At 74.3% G+C, this 24,681-nt stretch carries 18 protein-coding genes, 1 tRNA gene and 1 riboswitch; of the genes, 7 read left to right on the top strand and 12 right to left on the bottom strand.

Features of this window, described 5'->3' with window-relative positions:
* The first annotated feature begins 23 nt into the window (after positions 1-23).
* Positions 24-761, top strand: coding sequence for a cobalt-precorrin-6A reductase (locus GCU60_RS16675; protein ID WP_163207275.1), 738 nt, complete (start codon positions 24-26; stop codon positions 759-761).
* On the opposite strand, the gene GCU60_RS16670 is transcribed toward GCU60_RS16675, so the two are convergent.
* The 4 genes from GCU60_RS16670 to GCU60_RS16655 all read right to left on the bottom strand — a co-directional run bounded on the left by GCU60_RS16670 (position 749) and on the right by GCU60_RS16655 (position 5,528).
* Positions 749-2,263 (bottom strand): precorrin-2 C(20)-methyltransferase, encoded by a 1,515-nt coding sequence (locus GCU60_RS16670; protein ID WP_163207273.1) that lies wholly within the window; start codon positions 2,261-2,263, stop codon positions 749-751. The two genes, GCU60_RS16675 and GCU60_RS16670, sit on opposite strands and share 13 nt — an antisense overlap.
* Positions 2,260-2,898: a precorrin-8X methylmutase gene (locus tag GCU60_RS16665; protein ID WP_239521337.1), complete on the bottom strand. Its 639-nt coding sequence runs from the start codon at positions 2,896-2,898 to the stop codon at positions 2,260-2,262. The genes GCU60_RS16670 and GCU60_RS16665 overlap by 4 nt, the downstream gene beginning before the upstream one ends.
* A gap of 96 nt (positions 2,899-2,994) precedes the next feature.
* Positions 2,995-4,236, bottom strand: a complete 1,242-nt coding sequence (locus tag GCU60_RS16660; RefSeq protein ID WP_204262196.1) for an HNH endonuclease signature motif containing protein — start codon at positions 4,234-4,236, stop codon at positions 2,995-2,997.
* Between the two features lie 140 nt (positions 4,237-4,376).
* Positions 4,377-5,528, bottom strand: a complete 1,152-nt coding sequence (locus tag GCU60_RS16655) for a nitrite/sulfite reductase (protein ID WP_163207271.1) — start codon at positions 5,526-5,528, stop codon at positions 4,377-4,379.
* A 93-nt stretch (positions 5,529-5,621) separates the two neighbouring features.
* Positions 5,622-5,705: riboswitch (cobalamin riboswitch) on the top strand.
* 52 nt (positions 5,706-5,757) lie between these two features.
* On the opposite strand from GCU60_RS16655, the gene cobN reads away from it, so the two are divergent.
* A complete protein-coding gene (gene cobN / locus GCU60_RS16650) occupies positions 5,758-9,393 on the top strand; it encodes a cobaltochelatase subunit CobN (RefSeq protein ID WP_163207269.1) in 3,636 nt (1,211 codons plus the stop codon).
* A 123-nt stretch (positions 9,394-9,516) separates the two neighbouring features.
* On the opposite strand, the gene GCU60_RS16645 is transcribed toward cobN, so the two are convergent.
* From GCU60_RS16645 to orn, 6 genes are all read right to left on the bottom strand, one after another.
* Complete coding sequence (locus GCU60_RS16645; protein WP_239521336.1) at positions 9,517-10,380, bottom strand: F510_1955 family glycosylhydrolase; 864 nt, start codon at positions 10,378-10,380, stop codon at positions 9,517-9,519.
* 98 nt (positions 10,381-10,478) lie between these two features.
* Complete coding sequence (locus GCU60_RS16640) at positions 10,479-11,108, bottom strand: DUF305 domain-containing protein (protein WP_163207267.1); 630 nt, start codon at positions 11,106-11,108, stop codon at positions 10,479-10,481.
* 99 nt (positions 11,109-11,207) lie between these two features.
* A complete protein-coding gene (locus GCU60_RS16635) occupies positions 11,208-11,675 on the bottom strand; it encodes a DUF6153 family protein (protein WP_163207265.1) in 468 nt (155 codons plus the stop codon).
* Positions 11,676-11,754: 79 nt separating this feature from the next.
* Positions 11,755-13,773, bottom strand: a complete 2,019-nt coding sequence (locus GCU60_RS16630; protein ID WP_204262204.1) for a heavy metal translocating P-type ATPase — start codon at positions 13,771-13,773, stop codon at positions 11,755-11,757.
* Positions 13,774-14,631: 858 nt separating this feature from the next.
* Positions 14,632-14,707 (bottom strand) — tRNA-His (locus tag GCU60_RS16625).
* 86 nt (positions 14,708-14,793) lie between these two features.
* Positions 14,794-15,441 carry an oligoribonuclease gene (gene orn / locus GCU60_RS16620; protein ID WP_163207261.1) on the bottom strand — a complete coding sequence of 216 codons (648 nt, stop codon included), beginning with the start codon at positions 15,439-15,441 and terminating at the stop codon, positions 14,794-14,796.
* Positions 15,442-15,599: 158 nt separating this feature from the next.
* Here orn and GCU60_RS16615 point away from each other — a divergent pair, with 158 nt between their 5' ends.
* Together GCU60_RS16615 and GCU60_RS16610 are read left to right on the top strand one after the other, a co-directional pair.
* On the top strand, positions 15,600-16,784 hold the full coding sequence (locus GCU60_RS16615) for a hypothetical protein (RefSeq protein WP_163207259.1): 1,185 nt from the start codon (positions 15,600-15,602) through the stop codon (positions 16,782-16,784).
* 158 nt (positions 16,785-16,942) lie between these two features.
* A complete protein-coding gene (locus tag GCU60_RS16610) occupies positions 16,943-18,682 on the top strand; it encodes a hypothetical protein (protein WP_163207257.1) in 1,740 nt (579 codons plus the stop codon).
* 1 nt (position 18,683) lies between these two features.
* On the opposite strand, the gene GCU60_RS16605 is transcribed toward GCU60_RS16610, so the two are convergent.
* Positions 18,684-19,280: an SACE_7040 family transcriptional regulator gene (locus GCU60_RS16605; RefSeq protein ID WP_163207255.1), complete on the bottom strand. Its 597-nt coding sequence runs from the start codon at positions 19,278-19,280 to the stop codon at positions 18,684-18,686.
* Positions 19,281-19,368: 88 nt separating this feature from the next.
* On the opposite strand from GCU60_RS16605, the gene GCU60_RS16600 reads away from it, so the two are divergent.
* The 3 genes from GCU60_RS16600 (at position 19,369) to GCU60_RS16590 (ending at position 24,222) form a co-directional block, all read left to right on the top strand.
* The gene (locus tag GCU60_RS16600) at positions 19,369-20,979 is read left to right on the top strand and encodes a carboxyl transferase domain-containing protein (RefSeq protein ID WP_163207253.1); all 1,611 of its coding nucleotides are present in this window, start codon (positions 19,369-19,371) and stop codon (positions 20,977-20,979) included.
* A 91-nt stretch (positions 20,980-21,070) separates the two neighbouring features.
* Entirely contained in the window at positions 21,071-23,068 is a 1,998-nt protein-coding gene (locus tag GCU60_RS16595) for a biotin carboxylase N-terminal domain-containing protein (RefSeq protein WP_163207251.1), read from the top strand.
* Positions 23,068-24,222 (top strand): acyl-CoA dehydrogenase family protein, encoded by a 1,155-nt coding sequence (locus tag GCU60_RS16590; protein ID WP_163207249.1) that lies wholly within the window; start codon positions 23,068-23,070, stop codon positions 24,220-24,222. Before GCU60_RS16595 ends, GCU60_RS16590 begins: the two co-directional genes overlap by 1 nt.
* A gap of 15 nt (positions 24,223-24,237) precedes the next feature.
* Here the strand turns inward: GCU60_RS16590 and GCU60_RS16585 are convergent, their stop codons facing one another.
* A complete protein-coding gene (locus tag GCU60_RS16585) occupies positions 24,238-24,597 on the bottom strand; it encodes a LuxR family transcriptional regulator (RefSeq protein ID WP_163207247.1) in 360 nt (119 codons plus the stop codon).
* Positions 24,598-24,681: the final 84 nt, after the last annotated feature.

The following is a 24,681-nucleotide window of genomic DNA, read 5'->3' as shown; positions in this document are numbered from 1 at the left end:
ACCAGCATGCCTGGGCGCCGCGGGTGACCGGCCGGGTGCTCGTCCTGGGCGGCACGGGGGAGGCGCGACGGCTGGCCACCGCCCTGGTGGCCGACGGGGTCGACGTGCTCAGCTCGCTGGCCGGTCGGGTCGCCGATCCGCTGCTGCCGCCCGGCGAGGTGCGCATCGGTGGCTTCGGCGGGGCCGCCGGTCTGGCGGCCTGGTTGCGGGCGCACCCCGTGGACGCGGTCGTGGACGCCACGCACCCGTTCGCCACCGCGATGACCGCGTCGGCCGCCGCGGCCGCCGACGTCACCGGCGTTCCGCTGCTGCGGCTGCAGCGGCCGGGGTGGTCCGCGCAGCCGGGCGACGACTGGCGCTGGGTCGACTCGCCGGAGGAGGCGGCCGAGGCGGTGCGGGGGTTCGGCTGCGTCTTCCTCACCACGGGCCGGCAGGGGCTGGCCGCCTTCGCCGGGCTGACGGCGCACTGCCTGGTGCGGGCCGTCGACCCGCCGGAGCCACCCTTGCCGGCACGCACCAGCGTCGTCCTCCGGCGCGGCCCGTTCGGCGTCGACGAGGAGCTGGCGCTGCTCCGCGAGCACGCCGTGGAGGTCGTCGTCACCAAGGACAGCGGCGGGTCCATGACGGAGGCCAAGCTCGCCGCCGCCCGCACGCTCGGGCTGCCGGTCGTGCTGGTCCGGCGTCCACCGCTGCCGCCCGGTCTGCCGACGGTCGCGACCGTCGACGAGGCGCTGACCTGGCTGCGCGGTCAGCCGGGATAGGTGCGCGACGTCCAGACCAGCCCGGACGGGCCCACCCGCGTCTGCGAGGACCCGACGATCAGCAGGCAGCGCATGTCGACGGTCGCGGGGTCCAGGTCGCCGAGCGTGGTGACGGTGAGCTGCTCCTCGGGGCCGCCGACGTCCCGGCCGACGACCACCACGGTGTCGGCCGAGCGGGTCTCGAGCAGCGCCTGCTGCGCCTCGCCGAGCTGGTGCGGACGGTGCTTGGACCGCGGGTTGTAGAGGGCGATCACCAGGTCGGCGGCCGCCGCGTGCCGCAGCCGGTCGACGACGACGTGCCACGGCTTGAGGACGTCGGACAGCGACAGGACGCAGAAGTCGTGCCCGAGCGGCGCGCCGACCTTCGAGGCCACCGCCTGGGCCGCGGTGAGCCCGGGCACGATGCGCACCGGCACGCCCGCGAACTCCGGCCGGCCGGCCACCTCCAGCACCGCGGCCGCCATGGCGAACACCCCCGGGTCCCCGCTGGACACCACCGCCACCCGCCGCCCGGAGCGGGCCAGCTCGAGCGCGTGGGCGGCCCGCTCGGCCTCCACCCGGTTGTCGGTGGGGAACCGCTCCTGCCGCGGGTTGGCGGGCACGCGGTCCAGGTAGGGGCCGTAGCCGATGAGCACCTCGGCGGAGACCAGTGCGTCCGCGGCCTCCGGCGTCGTCCAGTGGCGCGCGCCGGGCCCGAGGCCGACCACGACGACCTCGCCGGTGGGCTCGTCGTCGTCGCCCGGCCGGTCCGCGGCGGGCAGCTCGTCGGTCAGCAGGCTCGGCAGCAGCGCGAGGGAGAAGTACGGGACGGTCGCCGGGTCCACCTCGGCGAGGGGCAGGGTCCGCTGGCGGTCGGTGCTCGCGCGCTCGACGTAGAGGGCGCGGTCCAGGACGCCCGCGCGGTCGAAGGCCTCGCGGACCTCCGGGAACGTACGGCCCAGCTTCATCACCGCGGCCGAGTCCGTCGTCGACAGCCACTCGGTGAGCTCGTCGGCGCCGAGCGTGCCCGGCAGGACGGTGAGCACCTCGTCACGCTCCACCAGCGGCCGGCCGACCGCTGCCGCCGCGCCGCTGACGCTGGTCACGCCGGCCACGACCTCGGTCGGGTACCGGTGCGCCAGCCGTTTGTGCATGTGCATGTACGAGCCGTAGAAGAACGGGTCGCCCTCGGCCAGCACGACGACGTCGCGACCGGCGTCCAGGTGGGCTGCCAGCCGCGCGGCCGCGGCCTCGTAGAACTCGTCGATGGCGCCCTGGTAGCCGCCGGGGTGGTCGGTGGTCTCGGTGGTCACCGGGTAGACCAGCAGCTCCTCGACCTGCCCCTCGCGCAGGTAGGGCTCGGCGATCCCGCGGGCCACCGACCGGCCGTGCCGGGCGGCGTGGAAGGCGACGACGTCGGCCGCGCCGATCAGCCGGGCGGCCTTGACGGTGACCAGTTCGGGGTCGCCGGGGCCGAGCCCGACCCCGTAGAGGCGCCCGGTCGTTCGCTGCTCGGCGCTCATTCGACGTCGCTCGCGATCGCGTTCACGGCCGCTGCGGTGATCGCGCTGCCGCCGCGCCGGCCGCGGACGACCAGAAAGTCGAGGTCGCTGGCGGCCAGGGCGTCCTTGGACTCGGCCGCGCCGATGAAGCCGACCGGGATGCCGAGGACGGCGGCGGGGCGGGGGCCACCGGCGGCGACCATCTCCAGCAGGTGGAACAGCGCAGTCGGTGCGTTGCCGATCGCGACGACCGCGCCGTCGAGCCGGTCGCGCCAGAGCTCGAGCGCGGCGGCGGTGCGGGTGGTGCCCAGGTCGGCGGCGAGCGCGGGGGTGCGCGGGTCGTTCAGCGTGCAGACCACGTCGTTGTCCTTCGGCAGCCGGCGCCGGGTCACGCCGGAGGCGACCATCTGGACGTCGCAGAGCACGGGTGCGCCGGCGTCGAGGGCGGCCCGGGCGCGCTCGACCACGGCGGGGGAGTACGCCACGTCCTCGACCAGGTCGACCTGCCCGCAGGCGTGGATCATGCGCACCGCGACCCGGGCGACGTCCTCGGGCATGCCGCCCAGATCGGCCTCGGCGCGGATCGTGGCGAACGACTGCCGGTAGATCTCGGCGCCGTCCTTCTCGTACTCGTACATGCGCTGCGGGGTCTCCATCGCACTCGGTGCCGGCGCGGTCGAGCGCCGTGCGGGGGCGAGGCTACGTCCCGGCTCCCGGGCACCCGACGACGACCGGCCCCGGCCGGCGGGCAGTCAGGCGCCGACGAGGAGCGGTTCGGGCAGGAGGATCTCGGTGCCGTCGGGGCGCCAGGTGCGCCATCGGCCGTCGGGTTGTCGCTCGACCCGGAAACCGTGGTGCACCCTGGTGTGGTGCCGTTCGCAGAGCAGTGCTGAGTTCTCCAGCGACGTCTCTCCACCGTCGATCCAGTGCAGCAGGTGGTGGACGTCGCACCAGTGGCTGGGGGCGTCACAGCCGGCGAACACGCAGTGCTCGTCCCGGACCTCGACCGCGCGGCGCAGGTGCGGCGGGAAGAGCCGCTTGCTGCGGCCCAGGTCCAGCGGCTGACCTTCGGGACCGATGACGATGCGGGTGACGTTGCCGCCGCAGGCCAGCCAGCGGGCCTTCGCCGCGGAGATGACCCCGCCGAACCCGGTCCGCCCCGCACCTGCGCCCCCGGTCGAGGTGTCCATCAGGTCATCGAGGTCGATGGTCACCACCACGTGCGGCTTGTGCCCGCGCAGGGTGGGCAGGTCGCCGGAGGCCAGGGCGTTGTCGCAGAGCTGGACGAAGGCGTCGGCCTGCTGCTGGGCGCGCGTGCGCATGTCGCCGGCCGGGCGGGAGGCCTGCACGATCGACTCGACCGCCGCCAGCAGCTTCTCCCCGCCGACCGGGTCGAGCACGAACCGGCCGGTGACCAGGCCGTTGCTGTCCCGGGCGGTGACGAGGCTGCGGGACTCGGTGGGGTCCGGCTCGGTGCCGTCGGGGTCCAGCCGCGCCAGGTAGTGCCCGACCACCTGGCGCAGCTCGGCGTGCGGGCGGGTGGCCGCCACCTCGGCCAGTGCGGCGTCGACCGCGGCGACGTCCACGCCCTGAGCTCCGGCGCGGGCCAGGTTCTCCGCCGACGCGACCGGCGCGATGACGTCCACCGCCTCGGCGGTCACCGCTCCGGCCGCCGATGCGACGGCGAGGGCCGGCAACTGCTCCAGCGCCCGCCCGTTGCGGACGAGCCGGCTCGCCTTCCCCTGCGACAACCGGTGGTGTCCGCGCAGCCAGGAAGCCATCGACGCCTTGCCGTCGTGCTCGGCGGCCTGCGTCAGCTCGCCTTCCCGCACCGTGCGCGCCACCTCGGCCGACAGCCGGTTCCCGGCAACGAGCAACGGCCTCAGTCGCTCCAGGACAGCCGGCCCGAACAGCGGCTTCAGGTCCTGTGCGGCGAGCGTGTCGAGAGCACCCGTGAGGCACTGCACCGGGGTCTCGCAGCCACTCGAACACATGTACGAATTCTACCGTGCGAAGCTGTCGTCCACCACGGATATCCGCAGGTCAGGGCTGCTTTCCACAGATCTCGGGCGCCCCTTGACGACACCGGCTCCGGCCGGGCCCGACGTCGTCGGCACGCTGCACGGGCGACCGCTCAGCCGACCCGGTACCCGTTCCCCGTCGCGACGACGTCCACGACGTCCCCCTGCGGCCGCCCGCACCGCCGGGCGCAGCCGACCCAGTGCTGGCGGCCCCCTCCGGCGGGCAGCGTGCCGGCCGCCACGGCGGCGGTGACGTCGGCCCGCACATCGGCCAGGGACTTCGCGCAGCCCGGTCGTCCGGCGCAGGCGGTCACCCGCGCCCAGGGGCTGCCGGGGTCCAGGACGAGACCGGCAGCGGTCAGCTCCGGGGCGGCTCCCGCGCCGGGCAGGTCCGGCAGCACGACGCTCCGCCACGGGGTCAGCTGCACCTCGCCGGTCGCGGTGCCCGCGAGCACCTCCGCCTGCGCGGCGGTGAGCCGGCCGAGCGGGACGACGGCGACCAGGGCGGTGCGGCCGTCGTCCTGGACGACGCGGCCCACCGGCCCGGTGCCCGGTGCGGCCGGGACGTCGACAGCCGGCGAGCGGTCGCCCCCCAGGCGTGTCGCGATGCGGTCCGGCCCCTCGACCAGCTCGGCGACCCGCCAGGCCGTGCCGCCCTGCTGCGCGCGGACGTCGAGGAAGGAGCGGGTCGCGGCCAGCGCCAGCGCCACCGCGCCGTCCGGCCCGGTGCGCAGCCCGGTGTCGGCCCCGGCCAGCAGCAGCGCCACGGTTCGCGTGTCGAGGGCCAGCAGCCCGACGTCGGCCCTCAGCCCGGCGACGTCGCCGCGCCCGTCGTCGAAGGCGGCGAGGAACCGCCCGGGCAGGTCGGCCAGCCGCGGATCGGCGCAGAGGCCCGCGTCGAAGGCCGGCACCCAGGGCCGCACGTCGAGCAGCCCGCCGGCCCGACCGCTCAGCACGCTGGCCAGGAGGTTGCGCGCGGTCTCGTGGGTGGCGCTGGGCAGCAGGCCGGCCTCGGACAGCCGCGCGCCGAGCTCCGGCTCGGACCCCGCCCGCAGGCCGCGCAGCTGCACGTTCCCCCGGCTGGTCAGCTCCAGCGCGCCGTCGCCGAGGTCCCGCGCGGCGGCGGCGAGCACCCGCAGCTGGGCATGGGTCAGCACGCCCCCGGGCACCCGGACGCGGGCCAGCGCGCCGTCGGCGGCGGCATGCGTCTGCAGGGCGCCGGGGCAGGCGTCCGCGCGGACGCGGATCGGGAGGGCGTCGGTCATGGCGCTGGCGAGGCTACGTCGGCCGGCCGGAGGGACGTCCGTCGCGGGGCGGGGCCGGGCGCCGGGTACGGTCCCGGCATCACGGCAGTCAGCGAGGAAGTCGGTGCAACTCCGACGCGGTCCCGCCACTGTGAGCCCGGCTCTGCACATTCAGGAGCGTGGGTGAGCCAGACACTCCGGCTGCCGTGCCCGACGACCCGGGGCGCGGACCCCGAGTGAGGAACGCGCCGTGAGCGACCCCGTCTTCACCCTGCTGTCCACCAGCGACACCGACCTGCTCTCCGCGCGCGCCAGCGCGGCGGACTGGCGGCTGGGCAACCCGTCCCGGCTCGACGAGGCCGGCATCGCCGCACTGGTCGAGGGCAGCGCGGTCGTCGTGGTCCGCATCCTGGGTGTGCGACGGCAGTACGAGGAGATGCTCGCGCCGCTGCTGGCCGGCCCGGCCCCGGTGGTCGTGCAGGGCGGGGAGCAGATCCCCGACGCCGAGCTCATGGAGCTCTCCACCGTGCCGATGGGCGTGGCCACCGAGGCGCACGGCTACCTGGCCCAGGGCGGGCCGGACAACCTCGTGCAGCTGCAGCGGTTCCTCTCCGACACGGTGCTGCTCACCGGCGAGGGCTTCGAGCCGCCGTCGGTGGCTCCCGACTGGGGCGTGCTCGAGCGGGACAGCTCGGGCGACGGCCCGACGGTCGCCGTCCTCTACTACCGGGCCCACCACCTCTCCGGGAACACCGGTTTCGTCGAGGACCTCTGCCGCGCGATCGAGGACGCCGGCGGCACCGCGCTGCCGGTGTTCACCGCCTCGCTCCGGTCGGTCGACGCCGGGCTGCTGGAGACGCTGCGCGGCGCCGACGCGATGGTCGTGACAGTGCTCGCCGCCGGCGGCTCGCGCCCGGCGACGGCCTCGGCCGGCGGCGACGACGGCGCCTGGGACGTGGGCGAGCTGGCCGCCCTGGACGTCCCGGTGATCCAGGGGCTCTGCCTCACCCGGTCGCGGGCCGAGTGGGCGGCCGACGACGACGGACTCTCGCCGCTGGACGTCGGCAACCAGGTCGCGATCCCGGAGTTCGACGGCCGGCTGATCAGCGTGCCGTTCTCGTTCAAGGAGACCGACGCCGACGGCCTCACCCAGTACGTCGCCGACCCCGAGCGGGCCGCCCGCGTGGCCGGCACCGCCGTCGCGCACGCCCGGCTGCGGCACACCGCGCCCGCCGAGCGCCGCATCGTCGTGATGCTGAGCGCCTACCCGACCAAGCACGCCCGGATCGGCAACGCCGTCGGTCTCGACACCCCGGCGTCCGTCGTCCGGCTGCTGGCCGCCATGCAGGGCCAGGGCTACGACATCGGCTCGTTCGACGGTCCCGACGCGCTGCCCGGCGTGGCCGACCTCGACGGCGACGCGCTGGTGCACGCCCTCATCGCCGCGGGCGGGCAGGACGCCGACTGGCTCACCGAGGAGCAGCTGTCCGGTAACCCGGTGCGCATCCCGGCCGCCGAGTACCGCCGGCACTTCGACAGCCTCCCGGCCGACCTCCGCGAGGCCATGGTCGAGCACTGGGGCGAGGCGCCCGGGTCGCTGTTCGTGGACGGTTCCGGCCCGGATCAGGCGATCGTCTTCGCCGCACTCCGCGCCGGCAACGTCGTCGTGATGGTCCAGCCGCCGCGCGGCTTCGGGGAGAACCCCATCGCGATCTACCACGACCCCGACCTGCCGCCGTCGCACCACTACCTGGCCGCCTACTGGTGGCTGCGCGAGGTGTTCGGCGCGCACGCGCTGGTCCACGTCGGCAAGCACGGCAACCTGGAGTGGTTGCCCGGCAAGAACGTGGGCCTGTCGGCCTCCTGCGGGCCGGACGCGGCGCTGGGCGACCTGCCGCTGGTCTACCCGTTCCTGGTCAACGACCCGGGGGAGGGCAGCCAGGCCAAGCGCCGCGCGCACGCCACCCTGGTCGACCACATGGTCCCGCCGATGGCCCGGGCCGACTCCTACGGCGACATCGCCCGGCTGGAGCAGCTGCTCGACGAGCACGCCAACGTCGCGGCGATGGACCCGGCCAAGCTGCCGGCCGTCCGGGCCCAGATCTGGACGCTGCTCCAGGCCGCCAAGCTCGACCACGACCTGGGGCTCAACGAGCGCCCGGAGGACGACCACTTCGACGAGATGATCCTGCACGTCGACGGGTGGCTCTGCGAGATCAAGGACTCCCAGATCCGCGACGGCCTGCACGTCCTGGGCACGCCGCCGTCGGGGCAGAACCGGGTGGACCTGGTGCTGGCGATGCTGCGCGCCCGGCAGATATGGGGCGGGTCGGTGGCGCTGCCCGGCCTCCGCGAGGCGCTCGGGCTGACCGAGGACGGCACCGCCGGGCTGCACGCCACCGACGCCGTCGAGGCGCAGGCGGCGGCGCTCGTCGGCGGCATGGAGGAGCGCGGCTGGACCGCCGAGGCGGTGGACGTCGTGGTGCGCGAGGTCCTCGGCCGCGACGACGACGCCGTGGCCGCCGTGCTCCGGTTCGCCGTCGACGAGGTGGTGCCCCGGCTGGAGCGCACCACCGACGAGCTGGACGCCACCCTGCACGCCCTCGAGGGCGGGTACGTGCCGGCCGGCCCGTCCGGGTCGCCGCTGCGCGGACTGGTCAACGTGCTGCCGACCGGCCGGAACTTCTACTCCGTCGACCCGCGCGCCGTGCCGTCGCGGCTGGCGTGGGAGACCGGGCAGGCGCTGGCCGAGTCGCTCGTCGAGCGCTACCGCACCGACACCGGCGAGTACCCGCGCTCGGTGGGGCTCTCGGTCTGGGGCACGTCGGCGATGCGCACGTCCGGCGACGACGTCGCCGAGGTGCTCGCGCTGCTCGGCGTCCGCCCGGTCTGGGACGACGCCTCTCGGCGAGTGACGGGGCTCGAACCCGTTCCCCTCGATGAGCTGGGCCGGCCGCGGATCGACGTCACCGTCCGGATCAGCGGGTTCTTCCGCGACGCCTTCCCGCACGTGGTCACCATGCTGGACGACGCCGTCACCCTGGCCGCCTCCCTCGACGAGCCGGACGACGTCAACTTCGTGAAGGCGCACGTGGACGCCGACGTCGCCACCCACGGCGACCGGCGGCGGGCCACCACCCGGGTCTTCGGCTCCAAGCCGGGCGCCTACGGGGCCGGTCTGCTGTCGCTGATCGACAGCCGCAACTGGCGGGGGGACGCCGACCTCGCCGAGGTCTACGCCGTCTGGGGCGGCTATGCCTACGGCCGCGACCTCGACGGCGTGCAGGCCCGGCCGGACATGGAGGCCGCCTACAAGCGGATCGCCGTCGCGGCCAAGAACGTGGACACCCGCGAGCACGACATCGCCGACTCCGACGACTACTTCCAGTACCACGGCGGCATGGTGGCGACGGTCCGCGCGCTCACCGGGACGGCTCCCGCCGCCTACGTCGGTGACTCGACGCGGCCGGAGCAGGTGCGCACCCGCTCGCTGGTGGAGGAGACCTCCCGGGTGTTCCGCGCCCGGGTGGTGAACCCGAAGTGGCTGGCGGCGATGCGCCGGCACGGCTACAAGGGCGCCTTCGAGCTGGCCGCGACCGTCGACTACCTGTTCGGCTACGACGCCACCACCGGCGTGGTCGCCGACTGGATGTACGAGAAGCTGGCGCAGACCTACGTGCTGGACCCGGAGAACCGCGAGTTCCTGGAGACGTCGAACCCGTGGGCGCTGCACGGCATCGCCGAGCGGTTGCTCGAGGCCGTCGACCGGAAGATGTGGGCCGAGCCGGACCCGGCGCTGCTCGCCGAGCTGCAGCAGGCCTACCTCGACACCGAGGGCGACCTCGAAGGCGGGGAGACGCCGGCCCAGCAGGCGGCGGCCACCTGAGCGCTGTGCGCCGGCGGCGCCTTCCGGGACCCGGAACGCGCCGCCCGCGCACATCGTCGGCAGACCCCGTGAGCGACGAGCCGCCCGTCGGGACGTCCGCGCTCGCTGCCCGGGGCCCCGGGCTCAGGTGGGCAACAACGTGGTGAACGAGGCGCCGCCGTCGGTTGACTCCAGCAGGCCGTCGTCGGTCACCACGAGGATGCGCAGGTCGCCGTCGGCGGTGGTCGCGGCCACGGCTTCCGGCGCCGCGTCCAGCTGCCCCCGCTGGACCCAGCTGACCGCGGCATCGGTGCTGGTCCACACCGACCCGTCCGGCGTGATGCCGACCGCGGCCGTGCCGTCGCCGGACCAGGTCACCACCTGCAGCAGCGGAGCGCCGTCCACCGGCGCCCACGTCGTTCCGGCGTCCGTGGAGCGCAGCAGCCCCGCTCCGGTGGTGGCCAGCACCGGGCCATCGAGCGCGGCGCTGAGGGTGTGCGGCTCGGCCGGGGTCTCCAGCGGTTCCCAGCCACTGCCGTCGGCGGTGCGGCGCAGCGACCCGTCGTAGCCCAGCGCCCCGCCGCCGGGCAGGGCGGTGAGGGCGTGGAAGTCCGACTCGCCGGCCCGCGACAGCGGCGTCCAGCTCTTCCCGCCGTCGGTGCTCTCGATGAGCCCGACCGGGTTGGGCAGGTCGGTGCGCAGCCCGGGGTGCCCCGACGCCAGGTAGTGGTGGGGCCCGGCGACGGTGAACCCCATGAGATCGATGACCGGGCCGACGGCTGCCGGCCGGCCGTCGTCGCCGATGGTGATCAGCCCTTCGTGGGTGGCCAGCAGCAGCGCACCGTCGCCGGGGTCGACGGCGATGCCGTGCACATGCGCGGCCGGGAGCCTGCCGTTGGTGTCGCCCGACTCGGGCGCGGCGGTGCCGTCTGTGGCTGCGCAGCCGGTCAGCGGGATGAGCAGGACGGCGCCCGCGAGAGCGAGACGAGCGGTGCGTTCCAAGCGCATGAGAGGACTCCAGATCGGTGCGGTGCGGTGCGGTGCGTTGCCGGCCCGGCTGGGGTGCGGCGGGGCGAGCCGGTGCGCCCGCCCCGCCGCAGGCCGGGTCAGCCGCCGAGCTCGGTCAGCAGCTGCTCCATCTCGGCGATCTCGGCGTTCTGGCTGTCGCGGATGGAGCCGGCCAGCGCGAGTGCCTCGGCATTGCGGCCGTTCGCGGATAGCTCGGCGGCCATCTCCACCGCGCCCTGGTGGTGGACGATCATGCCGGAGAGGAAGAGGCGGTCGAATTCCGGACCGGCCGCGGACATCAACGCGTGCATGTCGTCCGGGGACATCATCCCGCCCTCGCCATGACCCATGCCCCCCATCCCGTCGTCCATGTGACTGCCGTCGGCTCCCCACTCCTGCAGCCAGCCGGACATCGTCTCGATCTCGGGGCCCTGCGCTGCCCGGATGCGGGCGGCCAGGTCGAGCACCCGGGGTTCGGCGGTGCGCCCCTCGGCCAGCTCGGCCATGGCGATCGCCTGCCGGTGGTGCCCGATCATCTCGCGGGCGAATGCGACGTCGGCGTCGTTGAACTCGCCCTGCGCGGCCGAGGGGCCGGCCGAGGAGCTGCTGCCGTTCATCATCGAGCCGTGTCCGGCGGCGTCGGTGTCGTCGGCGCAGCCGGTGAGGACGAGCGCGCCGGTGAGCAGGGCGGCGGTGAGGCCGGTCAGGCGTGTGGTGGTGCGGGTCATGACTGGTTCTCCTGATGCTGCGGATGTGATCGGTGGGCGTGCGCGCAGACCGCCGCCGGGCCAGCGCGGAGCTGGGGCGGGGCGGTGGAGGCGGTCGGCCTAGATCCGCAGCAGGCAGAGGGAGTGCAGGTCCGGCGGACGCAGTGGCGCCAGGCTGGTGGAGGTGTGCGTGCGTAGCCGCGCCCACGCGGCGGGCAGCAGCGTCAGGAGGCGGGGCAGCAGCAGGGCGACCAGCACCGCCAGCCCGGCGGCGAGCACCGCCAGGCACAGCGCCCACAGGTGCCCGCCCGCCCCAGCCGGTGCGCTGTCGTGCCCGGCGCCGAGCAGTCCGGCCAGCGGGGCGGCGGCAGCCACTGCGGCGGTGTCGTGGTCGCCGCTGTGCGCCTCGAGGCCGGGGCTCGCCATCGCCGGATGCGGACCGTCCTCCAGCAGCCCGGCAGGGGCTGAGGCCACCGGAGCGGCGCCGTGCCCGGTCGTGTGCGCGGTACCGGCGGCGGTGCACTGCAGGCCGTGCATCGCGAAGACGGCGGCCAGCAGCAGCAGCGCTGTCCATGCTCGTGCCGCCATGCCCACCCCTTTCCTCTGCGAGGCTACGACGCCTGCGGTCACCTGCCGCCGGGCACGGTGCCCGGCGGCGCGTAGCCGATCAGCGCCGGCCGGCGGCGGCCGGCTCGGCGGCTGCGGCGCCCCGGGCGGGTGCCGCTCGGCCGCTGGTGACCTCGGCGACGCTTGCCTCCGGACGCAGGTCCAGCCGCCGCAGAAGCTGGGCGTTGGAGGCCACGACGACGGTGGACAGGCTCATCAGCAACGCACCGACCTCCATCGGGAGGACGAAGCCGATCGGGGCGAGCACGCCGGCGGCCAGCGGGACTGCGATCAGGTTGTACCCGGCTCCGGCCCACAGGTTCTGCTGCATCTTGCGGTAGCCGGCCCGCGACAGCCGGATCACCGACACCACCGCGCGCGGGTCGGAGGAGGCCAGGATGATCCCGGCGGAAGCGATGGCGACGTCGGTGCCGGCCCCGATCGCGATGCCGACGTCGGCCTGCGCCAGCGCGGGGGCGTCGTTGACGCCGTCTCCGGTGAAGGCGACGGCCCGGCCCTGTCGCTGCAGGGCGGCCACCTTCTCGGCCTTGTGCTCCGGGCGCACACCGGCGAACACCTGGTCGATGCCGAGTTCGGCGGCCACCGCGCGGGCGACCGGCTCGGCGTCGCCGGTGATCATGACCACGTCGACGCCGAGGGCGTGCAACGCATCGACCGCCTGGCGGGACTCCGGCCGGATCTCGTCGGCAAGGGCCAGGGCTCCGGCGACGCGCCCGTCGACGAGCACGTGCAGCACCGTCGCCCCGTCCTCGGCCCACGGCTGCGCGTCCGGCAGCGGCGCCAGGCCGTGCTCGGTCAGCAGGTTCGGGCCGCCGACGGCGACGGTCTGCCTGTCGACGGTGGCGGTGACCCCCACCGCGGCCGACGCCCGGAACTCCGTCGCCGGGGGCACAGGCAGGTTCCGCTGGCGGGCAGCGGCGACGATCGCGCGGGCCAGCGGGTGCTCACTGTCGGCCTCCGCTGCGGCGGCCAGCGCCAGCACCTCGTCCTCGGTCCGGCCGACTCCGGCGATGTGGTCGACCGCCGGTTCCCCCTTGGTCAGCGTGCCGGTCTTGTCGAACAGCACGGTGCCGACCGTGCGCATCCGCTCCATCGCCCCACGGTCCTTGACGAGCACGCCGCCGCGCGCAGCCCGTTCGGTGGAGATCGACACGACCAGCGGGATCGCCAGGCCCAGGGCGTGCGGGCAGGCGATGACCAGCACCGTGATCACCCGGACCAGAGCGCTGTCCGGCGCCCCGTAGAGGCTCCACACGACGGCGGTGACCGCCGCGGCGGCCACGGCGAACCAGAACAGCCAGCCGGCCGCCCGGTCGGCCAGCAGTTGTGCCCGGGTGGTGGAGGACTGTGCCTCGGCGACCAGCCGCTGGATGCCGGCCAGCGCGGTGTCCTCGCCGACCGCGGCCACCCGCACCCGGATCGCGGTGTCGGTGGCCACCGTGCCGGCGACCACGGTGTCACCGACCCCTCGGCGCACCGGCTTGGACTCGCCGGTGATCATGGACTCGTCGACGTCGGCGGTGCCGTCGACGACCTCGCCGTCGGCCGGTACCCGGCCGCCCGGGCGGACGATCACCACGTCGCCGACGGCCAGCTCGGCCGGGGAGACGGTGACGAGGTCGTCGCCGACCACCTTCTCCGCCCCGTCCGGCAGGAGCGCGGCGAGCGAGTCGAGCGCGGAGGAGGTCTGCGCCAGCGACCGCATCTCCAGCCAGTGCCCGAGCAGCATGATCACGATCAGCAGCGCCAGCTCCCACCAGAAGTCCAGCTCGTGGGAGAGCAGGCCGACGGTGGAGCCCCAGGACGCGACGAAGGCCACGGTGATGGCCATGCCGATGAGCAGCATCATCCCCGGCTTGCGGCTCCGGATCTCACCGATTGCGCCGGTGAGGAACGGTCGCCCACCCCAGATGTAGATGACCGTGCCCAGCACCGGGGAGACCCAGGCCAGGCCGGGGGCGTCGGGCAGCGGGTAGCCGATGATGTCGGCGAACATGCCGCTGAGCAGTACCGTCGGCACAGCCAGCACCAGCATGAGCCAGAACAGCCGGCGGAACATCGCCACGTGGTCGCCGCCGCCGTGGCCCATTCCGTGGCCGCCGTGACCCCCATGGCCGGTGTGCCCCGCCGGTGCGCTTCCACCGCGGTGATCGGCGTGGTCGACGCCGGACCCGGGGTGTTCGCCGAGGGCCGACTGCGTGGCTGCGTGCAGCGGGTCCTCGACGGTGGAACGAGTGCCGGAGGCGCCGCCGGTGACGGGCATGCCTTGCCCGTGGGTCTGGTGCCCGGTACGCGGCTCCGTGTGGTCGTGACCGGAGCGGTTCATGGGATGTGACATGACCTGTCATCTCCTGCGCCGAGTGTCTTCGCCGACCACGGCCCCTTGCGGGGCAGTGCTCGAGGTACACGGCGAACATACCCCTAGGGGGTAGGGGTCGCAACGGATGCTCGCCAGTGGGATGGAGGCACCCGCTTTCGGGGCGGAGCTCGCGGCGGCACCTGATGCAGCGGTGACTGCGTCCCTCGCCCGAGGGAGGACGGGTCGAGGGCCTCTCGAGTCCGTCGCGGCGTACCTGATGCGCGGACCGGCGTCCTCGCGAACCGTGCTGCGGAACGCGTCGACGGACGCCGGCTGCGGCGCGGGGGTGGCCGGCGCGAGGCCGTGCCCGGCCGGTGCAGCCGGCAGCAGCGCGGCGGCTACCAGTGGATCCGCGGTGGAGATCGCCCGGCGGTTGGTCTCCAGCTCGAGCAGACGTGCCCAGCTGACGAACGGCTCGGCCGCCGCGTAGCAGGCGCAGTGGGACCGGGCGGGGAGGCGGGGGACGCCATGGCGCCAGTACGCGCGGTGCGGGGCGCCGCCAACGGTGCCGGAACGGGTGAAGGCCCTGGTCAGCGAACTGACCAGGGCCTTCACCGGTGGGGTGAGTGACGGGGCTCGAACCCGCGACACCCAGGATCACAACCTGGTGCTCTACCGACTGAGCTACACCCACCGTGACTCCACCGGGCGCGGACGCCCGGGGGAACGGCACAACGATACCGGAGGCCGGACGGCGGCCCGCCGGGGGAGTGGCAGCGGTCAGGCGGTGCCGGCGTCGCCCGCGGCTAGCAGGTCGGCGAATCTGCCGACGACCCCGTCGGCGGCCTTCTTCGCCTGGTCGCTGTTCGGCCCGGGCGCGGCGACGAAGAGCGTGTCCCGGTAGTACGCCAGCTCCCGCACCGACTCGATGATGTCGGCCAGTGCCCGGTGCGCCAGCCCCTTGGCCGGCTGGGCGAAGTAGACCCGCGGGAACCAGCGGCGGGCCAGCTCCTTGACCGAGGAGACGTCGACCATCCGGTAGTGCAGGTGGTCGTCGAGCTCGGGCATGTCCCGGGCGAGGAAGCCGCGGTCGGTGCCGATCGAGTTGCCGCACAGCGGGGCGGTCCGGCGCTCGGGCACGAACCGCTTCACGTAGGCCAGGATCTGCTGCTCGGCCTCGGCCAAGGTGAGGGTCGAGGCACGGACCTCCTCGGTCAGCCCCGACTTCGCGTGCATCTCGGCGACGAACTCCGTCATCCCGTCGAGGTCGGCGTCCTCGGCCGAGATGATGAGGTCCAGTCCCGGGTCCAGGACGTTGAGCTCGGAGTCGGTGATCAGCACCGCGACCTCGATGAGCTTGTCCTTGGTGAGGTCAAGACCGGTCATCTCGCAGTCGATCCAGACCAGGTGCCCCGCGCTCTCCGCCACGTCGGCTCACAGTACGCACCGCCGGCACCGGGCGCCCCGCACACCCCGTGCGTTCGCCGGCTACCGGATCGGGCTCCGTGGCGCGACTCGAATGTCTCGGAATCGGCGCCCATCACGGCTAGTGTCGCCGGAACGCCCCACGTCAGGAAGCAAAGCCAGTGTCTTCTGCACCCGCCCCCACCACGACCCCGGTGCCGCAGGCGCCGGGCACGCTCCGCGCCGGTCTCACCCACCCGGTGGCCCTGCTGAGGTGGCTCTGGGTGGCGTACATGACGCCGGGCCGCCCCGGGCGCGCCACCGACCAGACCGAGCTGCGCTGGATCTACACCGCCTGGCTCGGCGCCTTCCTGCTCAAGATGCTCGGTTCGTCCTGGGACGTCTCCTGGCACTTCAAGTGGCTGCGCGACGACCTGGCGCCCCCGCACCTGCTCAACACGGTCGGCACCGCGGTGGTCGTCGCGCTGGTGGTCTTCCACAGCTACAGCGGCTACGGCGTGGACCGCCGGGCGCTGCGGCTGATGCAGGCGGGCATCGGCACCTTCCTGATCGCGATCCCGATCGACATCGTCAACCACCGCATCAACGGCCTGGACATCACCAGCTGGAGCCCCAGCCACGCGCTGCTCTACATCGGGACGGCGATCATGCTGGCCGGTGCGCTCCGCGGCTGGTGGCTCTACGCCGCCCCGGGGCGGATCCGCGAGCTGGTCTCGCTGGGGCTGTGGCTGTTCTTCGTGGAGAACGTGGTCTTCCCCAACCAGCACCAGGAGTACGGCGTCCTGTCGCTGGAGGCGTACGACGCCGGACGGACGACGGCCGAGGCCTCGCTGCTGGACTTCGCGGCCGCCCAGGGCCAGACCCCGGCCATGTTCATGCTCCCGGTGCCGTCGTGGGTGCACCCTGCCTGGCTGATCTGCGCCGGCCTGCTCTCCCTGGTGGTGGCCCGCAAGGTCGTCGCCCTGCGCTGGACCGCGACGGTCATCGCCGTGGTGTACCTCGGCTACCGGGGCGTCATGTGGCTCGGCCTGGTGGCCACGGGCTTCCCGCCCTCGGTGCTCCCGGTCGTGCTGATCCTCGGCGCCGTGCTCGTCGACCTCGCGGTGACCCACCACGTGCCCGGCTGGATCGCCGGGGTCGCGGTCACCGCCGCCGTCTACGGTGCGGCCTTCCCGCTCGAGGCGATGGGCCTGCTCCCGCCGTGGAACTGGTGGTCGGCGCTGCCGGTCGCCGTCGGCTTCGCCGCGCTGTGGGCGCTGGTCGACCTCGTCGCGGGCAGCTCGTGGTTCGACCGCTGGCGCACGGCCGACGAGCCCGCCGCGCTGTCGGCGTCCGCCGCCGCCTGATCGACCCAGGCCCGGCGCGGAGCGCCGGAGCCGTCCGCGGCATGACGTAGCGTCGATGGCGGCTGCGTCACGGGGGCGTCCGCCGAGCCGCGCCCCTGGCCGCGTCCGGACGGGCGCCGGCCCCGACCCGCCCGACCGAACGCCCGGAGGACGACGACGTGCTGGCCCTGACCCCGGAGCCGTTGCAGACGGCAGGGGAACGCGCCTTCTTCGGCGAGCTCGCGCGCTGGGACACCGGTGCCTCGGTGCGCGCCGCGGTCGTCGCCTCGATCCCGCTGGTCGACGGTCCGCTGGGTCGTCGCCAGTCCGACGCGGTGCTCCTCGTCCCCGAGGGCGTCGCCGTCATCCGCATCGTCGAGGTGCTGCGGCAGTCCGGGGTCGTCACCGCAACCCCCGAGGGCGCCTGGAGCATCGCCGCCGAGGGTGGGCCGAGCCAGGTGCTGCAGCTGGTCGGCGGTGGGTCCAGCCCCCTGGACGGGCTCATGCGGGCGGGCATGGACACCGCCATGAAGCTCCGCCGGGCCGGACTGGAGCCCGGGCGCATCGCGCGGCTGACCGTGCTGGTCGGCGAGGTCACCGGCCTGGTGCCGGCCGATGGCGACCTGGGCGAGGGGGACATCGTCGCGACCCTGGACCCCCGCTCCCTGCTGCTCGCCTTCGCCCGGGCCAGCCGGCACGCCGGCGTGGACAACCCCCGCTTCTGGACGACGGCGGACGTGCGCGCGGCGCTGCAGGCCCTCGAGCTCCCCGGTCGCGGCCCGACCGTGGAGGAGCTCAACGGCGAGGCGTTCCCCTACTCGCCGTACGTGCTGCGCCGGCGGCAGCTGGTCGCCCCCGCGGCCATGGCCGCCTCGCCCATCCAGCTGGCGCCGTCCGACGAGGCCGCTGCGGAGGAGGAGTCGGAGGCCGAGGCCCCGGCCGCCGGTGTTCCCCAGCAGTTGAGCGCCACGTCGGTGGCCCGCGCCGTGGCGGCGTCGGTCGCCGCCGCGAACGCCGCCGCCGTCGCGGCCGCGGCGCCGCCCCGACCGGTGCCCGGCCTGACCGAGCAGCGCGACACGGTCGAGGTCGAGGACCGGCCCACGCCCTCCAGGCCCGCGGCCTCCGCCGGACCCGACGCCTCCGCCGGCTCGCCGCAGACCTCGGTGCTGCCGGCCGCCTCGGGGGCCACCGCCTCGGGGGCCACCGCCGCACCGCGCGAGCGCCCGCCGCTGTCGCCGGCATGGGGCAGTCCGCCACCACCCGCCCGGGAGCGTCCGCCCTCGGACGGGGACGCGAGCGGCCGCCGTCGGACCGTGCTGCTGGCCGCTGCGCTGGTCGCGCTCGTCGCGATCGTCGGCGTCGTGGTCTGGCTCCTGCCCGGCACCGGAGGGGACGACGACGGCGGCGGTGCCGGCACGCCCGCGACTCCCACGGTCGAGGCCGGCCCCCGGCCCGGCGACGTCCAGCTCGTCGACGGGACGCGGTACACCCTCCAGGCCACGGATCTGACGGACACGTGCGCCGGCCACGCCTACGGGGACGTCGAGACCGCCCTGGCCGTGAACGACTGCACGGGCTTGTCCCGGGCGCTGTACTCGGCCTCGGTGGAGGGTGCGCCGGTGGTCGTCTCGGTGGTGCGGGTGACCATGGCCGACCCGGCGACGGCCCGGCAGCTGCGCGTGCTGACCGACACCAACGGCAGCGGCAACGTCAGCGACCTGCTGCGGGAGGGCGTGACCTTCGACGGAGGGCCGGCCAGGCTCGCCTCGGCTGAGTACGCGAGCGCCGTCTCCGGGCCCACGGTGACGATCGTCGAGACCTCGTGGTTCGACCCCGCCGCGGCCGGCAGCGCAGGGGCCCTGGCCGCGGTGGCCACCGACGGCCTGTCCCTGCCGACCCTCCCGCTGCCCGAGAGCTGACTCAGGCGGTCGCGGCCGCCCACGCCATGCGGCACAGCAGTTCCTGCATGGCCGGCCGGTCCAGCCGCCCGGCGCTGTGCGGGGTGGAGTTGATCAGCCCGAAGACGGCGTGCGCGCGGGCGCGGCAGGCCGCCGCCTCGTCTGTCGGGTGCAGGCGGGCTAGGACGGTCACCCACACCTCCACGTACCGGCGCTGCAGCCGGCGGACCTGGCCGGCCTCGCTCTCCGCCAGGGACGTCAGGTCGCGGTCGTGCACGACGATCAGCGCGGGGTTGTCCAGCGCGAACTCCACCTGGAACTCGATGAGCGCGCGCAGCTGGTCGGCCGGCTCCGCGCCGGCGGCCGCCACGCGCTCCCGGCCGCCCTCGGCGAGGCGCTCGCTGATGCGCAGCAGCATCTCGGCCAGCATCGCGTCCTTGCTGGCGAAGTGCCGGTAGATCGCCGGGCCGGTGACGCCGACGGCCGCGCCCACGTCGTCGACCCCGACCGCCCGCGAGCCGCGCTCGGCGAACAACTGCGCGGCGGCCTGCAGGATCTGCTCCCGACGGGACGGGCGGTCCACGTCGGCGTGCAGCGCCGCGTCCCGCGTCGAGGTCATGCCGGGATGCTAGCCCCGCCGTGAACCGCTGTTAACTCCTCGTCGGGATGAGTGGACTGGCGGTGTGAACCACCGTTAACCTCGGCTCGTGGACGCACCGGTGCTGCCCAGAGCTGTGGCTCCCCCCGACGTGGCCGCCCGCAACGCCGCCGCGCACGCCGAGCTGGTCGCCGACCTGGCCGATCAGCTGCGGCGGGTGGCGCTGGGCGGTGGTGAACGGGCGAGGGAGCGGCACACCTCCCGCGGCAAGCTGCTGCCGCGCGAACGGGTGGACGCACTCCTGGACCCCGGCAGCCCGTTCCTGGAGCTCTCCGCCCTCGCCGCGCACGGCATGTACGACGGCGACGCCCCGGCGGCCGGCATCATCACCGGCATCGGCCGGGTCTCCGGCCGCGAGTGCGTGATCGTGGCCAACGACGCCACCGTCAAGGGCGGCACCTACTACCCGATGACGGTGAAGAAGCACCTCCGGGCGCAGGAGGTGGCGCTGCACAACCGGCTGCCCTGCATCTACCTCGTGGACTCCGGCGGGGCGTTCCTGCCCATGCAGGACGAGGTCTTCCCCGACCGCGAGCACTTCGGCCGGATCTTCTTCAACCAGGCGAACCTGTCCAAGGCGGGCATCGCGCAGATCGCCGCGGTCATGGGTTCCTGCACCGCCGGTGGCGCCTACGTGCCGGCGATGAGCGACGAGGCGGTGATCGTCCGCGAGCAGGGCACGATCTTCCTGGGCGGGCCGCCGCTGGTGAAGGCCGCGACCGGCGAGGTCGTCACGGCCGAGGACCTGGGTGGGGGAGACCTGCACAGCCGGGTCAGCGGGGTCACCGACCACCTGGCCGACGACGACGCGCACGCGCTGCAGATCGTCCGGCAGATCGTGGGCACGCTGGGCCCGCGCGAGCCGTTGCCGTGGGACGTCGACCCGGTCGAGGAGCCGCTGCACCGGGCGGAGTCGCTCTACGACGTCGTCCCGACCGATCCGCGCACGCCCTACGACGTGCGCGAGGTCATCGCCCGGCTCGTCGACGGGTCCCGGTTCGCCGAGTTCAAGCCGCTCTACGGGCAGACGCTGGTCACCGGCTTCGCGCGCCTGCACGGCCACCCGGTCGGGATCATCGCCAACAACGGGGTGCTGTTCGCCGAGTCGGCCCTCAAGGGCGCGCACTTCATCGAGCTCTGCGACCGGCGCAAGATCCCGCTGCTGTTCCTGCAGAACATCACCGGCTTCATGGTCGGCCGCGACTACGAGGCCGGCGGCATCGCCAAGCACGGCGCGAAGATGGTCACCGCCGTCGCCACTGCCCGCGTCCCGAAACTGACCGTCGTCATCGGCGGCTCGTTCGGCGCCGGCAACTACTCGATGTGCGGGCGGGCGTACTCGCCTCGCTTCCTCTTCACCTGGCCCAACGCCCGCATCTCGGTGATGGGCGGGGAGCAGGCGGCCTCGGTGCTGGCGACGGTCCGCCGCGACGGGATCGAAGCCCGCGGCGAGGAGTGGCCGGCCGAGGAGGAGGAGGCGTTCAAGGCGCCGATCCGTGAGCAGTACGAGGCGCAGGGTCACCCGTACTACGCCACCGCACGGCTCTGGGACGACGGCGTCATCGACCCAGCCGACACCCGCACAGTCCTGGGGCTCGCCCTGTCCGCCTGCGCCAACGCGCCCCTCGAGGAGGTCGGCTATGGCGTCTTCCGCATGTGACCCCGGAAACCCCGACGTGAGTTTCCGCGGAAACCCCCGTGTGCTTTTCCGCGGAAAAGCACACGGGGTCGGCGCAGGGGCGGTGGCGTAGGTGTTCGACACAGTCCTGGTCGCCAACCGTGGCGAGATCGCCGTCCGCGTGATCCGCACGCTGCGGGAGATGGGCATCCGCTCCGTCGCCGTCCACAGCGACGCCGACGCCGGCGCGCTGCACACCCGGCTGGCCGACGTCGCCGTCCGGCTCGGCCCCGCACCCGCGGCGCAGAGCTACCTGTCGATCGAGCGGGTGCTGGCGGTGGCCGGCGCGACCGGGGCGCAGGCGATCCACCCGGGCTACGGGTTCCTGTCGGAGAACGTGGACTTCGCCCGGGCCTGCGCCGACGCCGGAGTGGTGTTCATCGGGCCGCCGGTCGCCGCGATCGAGGCGATGGGCGACAAGATCCGCGCCAAGCAGACCGTGATGGCCGCCGGCGTCCCGGTCGTGCCCGGTCGCACCGAGCCGGGGATGAGCGACGCGCAGGTCACCGACGCGGCCGTCGCCGTCGGCTTCCCGGTGCTGCTCAAGCCCAGCGCCGGTGGGGGCGGCAAGGGCATGCGCGTGGTGCGGGCCAAGGACGAGCTGCCCGACGCCATCGCCTCGGCCCGCCGCGAGGCGAGCGGCTCCTTCGGGGACGACACGCTGCTCGTGGAGCGCTACGTCGGCAACTCCCGGCACATCGAGGTGCAGGTGCTGGGGGACTCCCACGGCAACGTCATCCACCTCGGCGAGCGCGAGTGCAGCCTGCAGCGCCGGCACCAGAAGGTGATCGAGGAGGCGCCGTCGCCGCTGCTGGACACGGCCGGGCGCGCATCGATGGGCCGCGCCGCCGTCGAGGCGGCGAGGGCCGTCGGCTACACCGGGGCGGGCACCGTCGAGTTCATCGTCGACGCCGACCGGCCGCGCGACTTCTTCTTCCTGGAGATGAACACTCGGCTGCAGGTGGAGCACCCGGTCACCGAGTGCATCACCGGCCTGGACCTGGTGGAGCAGCAGATCCGGGTGGCGGCCGGCGAGCGGCTGCCGATCGACCAGAGCGACGTCTCCCTCGACGGGCATGCCATCGAGGCGCGGCTCTACGCCGAGGACCCGGTGCGCGGCTTCCTGCCGCAGGCCGGCACGGTGCTCGGGCTGGCGGAGCCCTCCGGCCCCGGCATCCGGGTGGACAGCTCGCTGGCCGTCGGCTCGGTCGTCGGCACCGACTACGACCCGATGCTGGCCAAGGTGATCGCCTGGGCGCCGGACCGCGAGACCGCCCGCGCCCGGCTCGTCGGGGCGCTGGGCCGGACCTCCGTCCTCGGGGTCACGACCAACGCGGCCTTCCTGCGCGCGCTGCTCACCGACCCCGACGTCGTCGCCGGGAAGCTGGACACCGGGCTGATCGAGCGGCGGGGCGAGGAGCTCACCGCCGCCGAGCCCGTGCCGTTCACCGTGTACGCCGCGGCGGCCCTGGCCCTGCTGGTCGAGTCCGAGCCGACCGGCCCCGTCGTCGACCGCTGGGACGTGCCCGACGGCTGGCGGATCGGCGAGCCCGCGTGGACGGTGCGCCGGCTGCAGGCGGCCGGCGGCGAGCCGGTGGAGGTGCGGCTCCGGGGCCGTGCGGCGGCGGCCGAGGTGCAGGTGGCCGGCGGTGTGGTGCCGGCCCGGGCCGTCGTGGACGGCGACCGCCTGAGCGTGACCGTGGGGGACCAGACCACCTCCTACGCCGTCGTCCACTCCGGCGGCACGGTGTGGCTGGCCGCCGACGGGCACGTGACCGGGCTGCGCGAGCACGAGCGGCTGTCGTCGACGGCCGGCGCGACGGCCGGCGACGGCGTCGTCACCTCGCCCATGCCGGGCACGGTCACGGTGGTGCAGGCATCCGTCGGCGACGAGGTGCAGGCGGGGACCCCGCTGCTCGTCGTCGAGGCGATGAAGATGGAGCACGTGCTCACCGCCCCCGTCGCGGGGACGGTGGCCGAGCTCGCAGTGACGGCGGGCCAGACGGTCGCGCTGGACGAGCGGCTGGCGCTGGTGACCCCGGCGGCCGCGCCCGAGCAGCAGGAGAACTGATGTTGGACTACCGGCTCAGCGACGAGACCGAGGCCCTGCGGACGACCGTGCGGGAGTTCGCCCGCGAGGTCATCGCCCCGCAGATCGGCGAGTACTACGAGCGCGACGAGTTCCCGACGCACATCGTGCGGCAGATGGGGGAGCTCGGGCTGTTCGGGCTGCCGTTCCCCGAGGAGTACGGCGGCGCGGGAGGCACCTACTTCGACCTCTGCGTCGCGCTCGAGGAGCTGGCGCGGATCGACTCGTCGATGGCGATCACCGTGGAGGCCGGTGTCTCGCTCGGCGCCATGCCGATCTACCGGTTCGGCACCGAGGAGCAGAAGCAGCAGTGGCTGCCCCGGCTGTGCACCGGTGAGCTGCTGGGCGCGTTCGGGCTGACCGAGGCCGGTGGCGGCTCGGATGCCGGCGCCACGCGGACCACCGCGCGCCTGGAGGACGGGCACTGGGTGATCAACGGCTCGAAGGCGTTCATCACCAACAGCGGCACCGACATCACCGGCCTGGTCACGGTCACCGCCGTCACCGGCACGCGGCCGGACGGCGGCAAGGAGATCTCGGCGATCATCGTGCCGTCGGGGACTCCCGGCTTCACCGTGGGCAAGCGGTACTCGAAGGTCGGCTGGAACGCCTCGGACACCCGGGAGCTCGCCTTCGACGACTGCCGGGTGCCTCAGGAGTTCCTGGTGGGGGAGCGGGGGCGCGGCTACGCGCAGTTCCTCTCGATCCTCGACGAGGGCCGCATCGCGATCTCCGCGCTCTCGGTCGGTCTGGCGCAGGGCTGCGTCGACGAGTCGGTGAAGTACGCCGCTGAGCGGGAGGCGTTCGGGCAGGCCATCGGGAAGAACCAGGCGGTGCAGTTCATGATCGCCGACATGGAGGTCCGGGCCTCCACCGCGCGGCTGGCCTACTACCGCGCCGCGGAGAAGATGCTGCGCGGGGAGCCGTTCAAGCGCGAGGCCTCGATCGCGAAGCTGTACAGCTCCGAGGTCGCGATGGACAACGCCCGCTACGCCACCCAGGTGCACGGCGGGTACGGGTTCATGAACGAGTTCCCGGTCGGCCGGTTCTACCGCGACGCCAAGATCCTGGAGATCGGTGAGGGCACATCCGAGGTGCAGCGGATGCTCATCGCCCGCGACCTCGGCGTCGGCTGACCGCCGGCAGTCACGTCAGTCCGCGGCGGGCGCGCGCTGCGGGACGGCGACGCTGAGCAGGACGACGGAGTCCTCGTCGGCGTGCAGGCTGTGCCGCCGGTCGGGGATCGGGCTCATCTGCTGGGTGGTCAGCTCGGTCGACTGCTCGCCTGCCACCAGGCGCACCCGGCCACGGAGAACCTGGAGCGATGCGGAGCCGGGGCTCTCGTGCTCGGCCAGCTCGGCGCCCGCCCGCAGCGCGATCACCGTCTGGCGCAGCCCGTCGACCGGGTGCGGAAGCGTGTGCCCTGCTCGGCCGGCGTGCTCGGTGCGTGCCCTGGTCAGCAGCTCGCCGGCGAGGACGGACAGATCGGTGGGGGAGTCCGAAGCGCTCATGTGCCGACCCTAGGTGTACTGACCCGCCAGGTTGGTGACGCGGGCGGCGGGGGTTCGTCCGCCGAGCGCGGTGTGGCCGCGGTG

Source organism: Blastococcus saxobsidens, assembly GCF_010682065.1.
Classification (GTDB): Bacteria; Actinomycetota; Actinomycetes; order Mycobacteriales; family Geodermatophilaceae; genus Blastococcus; species Blastococcus saxobsidens_B.
The sequence above is the reverse complement of the archived record's forward strand: the minus strand, read 5'-3'. Positions and strand labels throughout refer to the sequence as shown.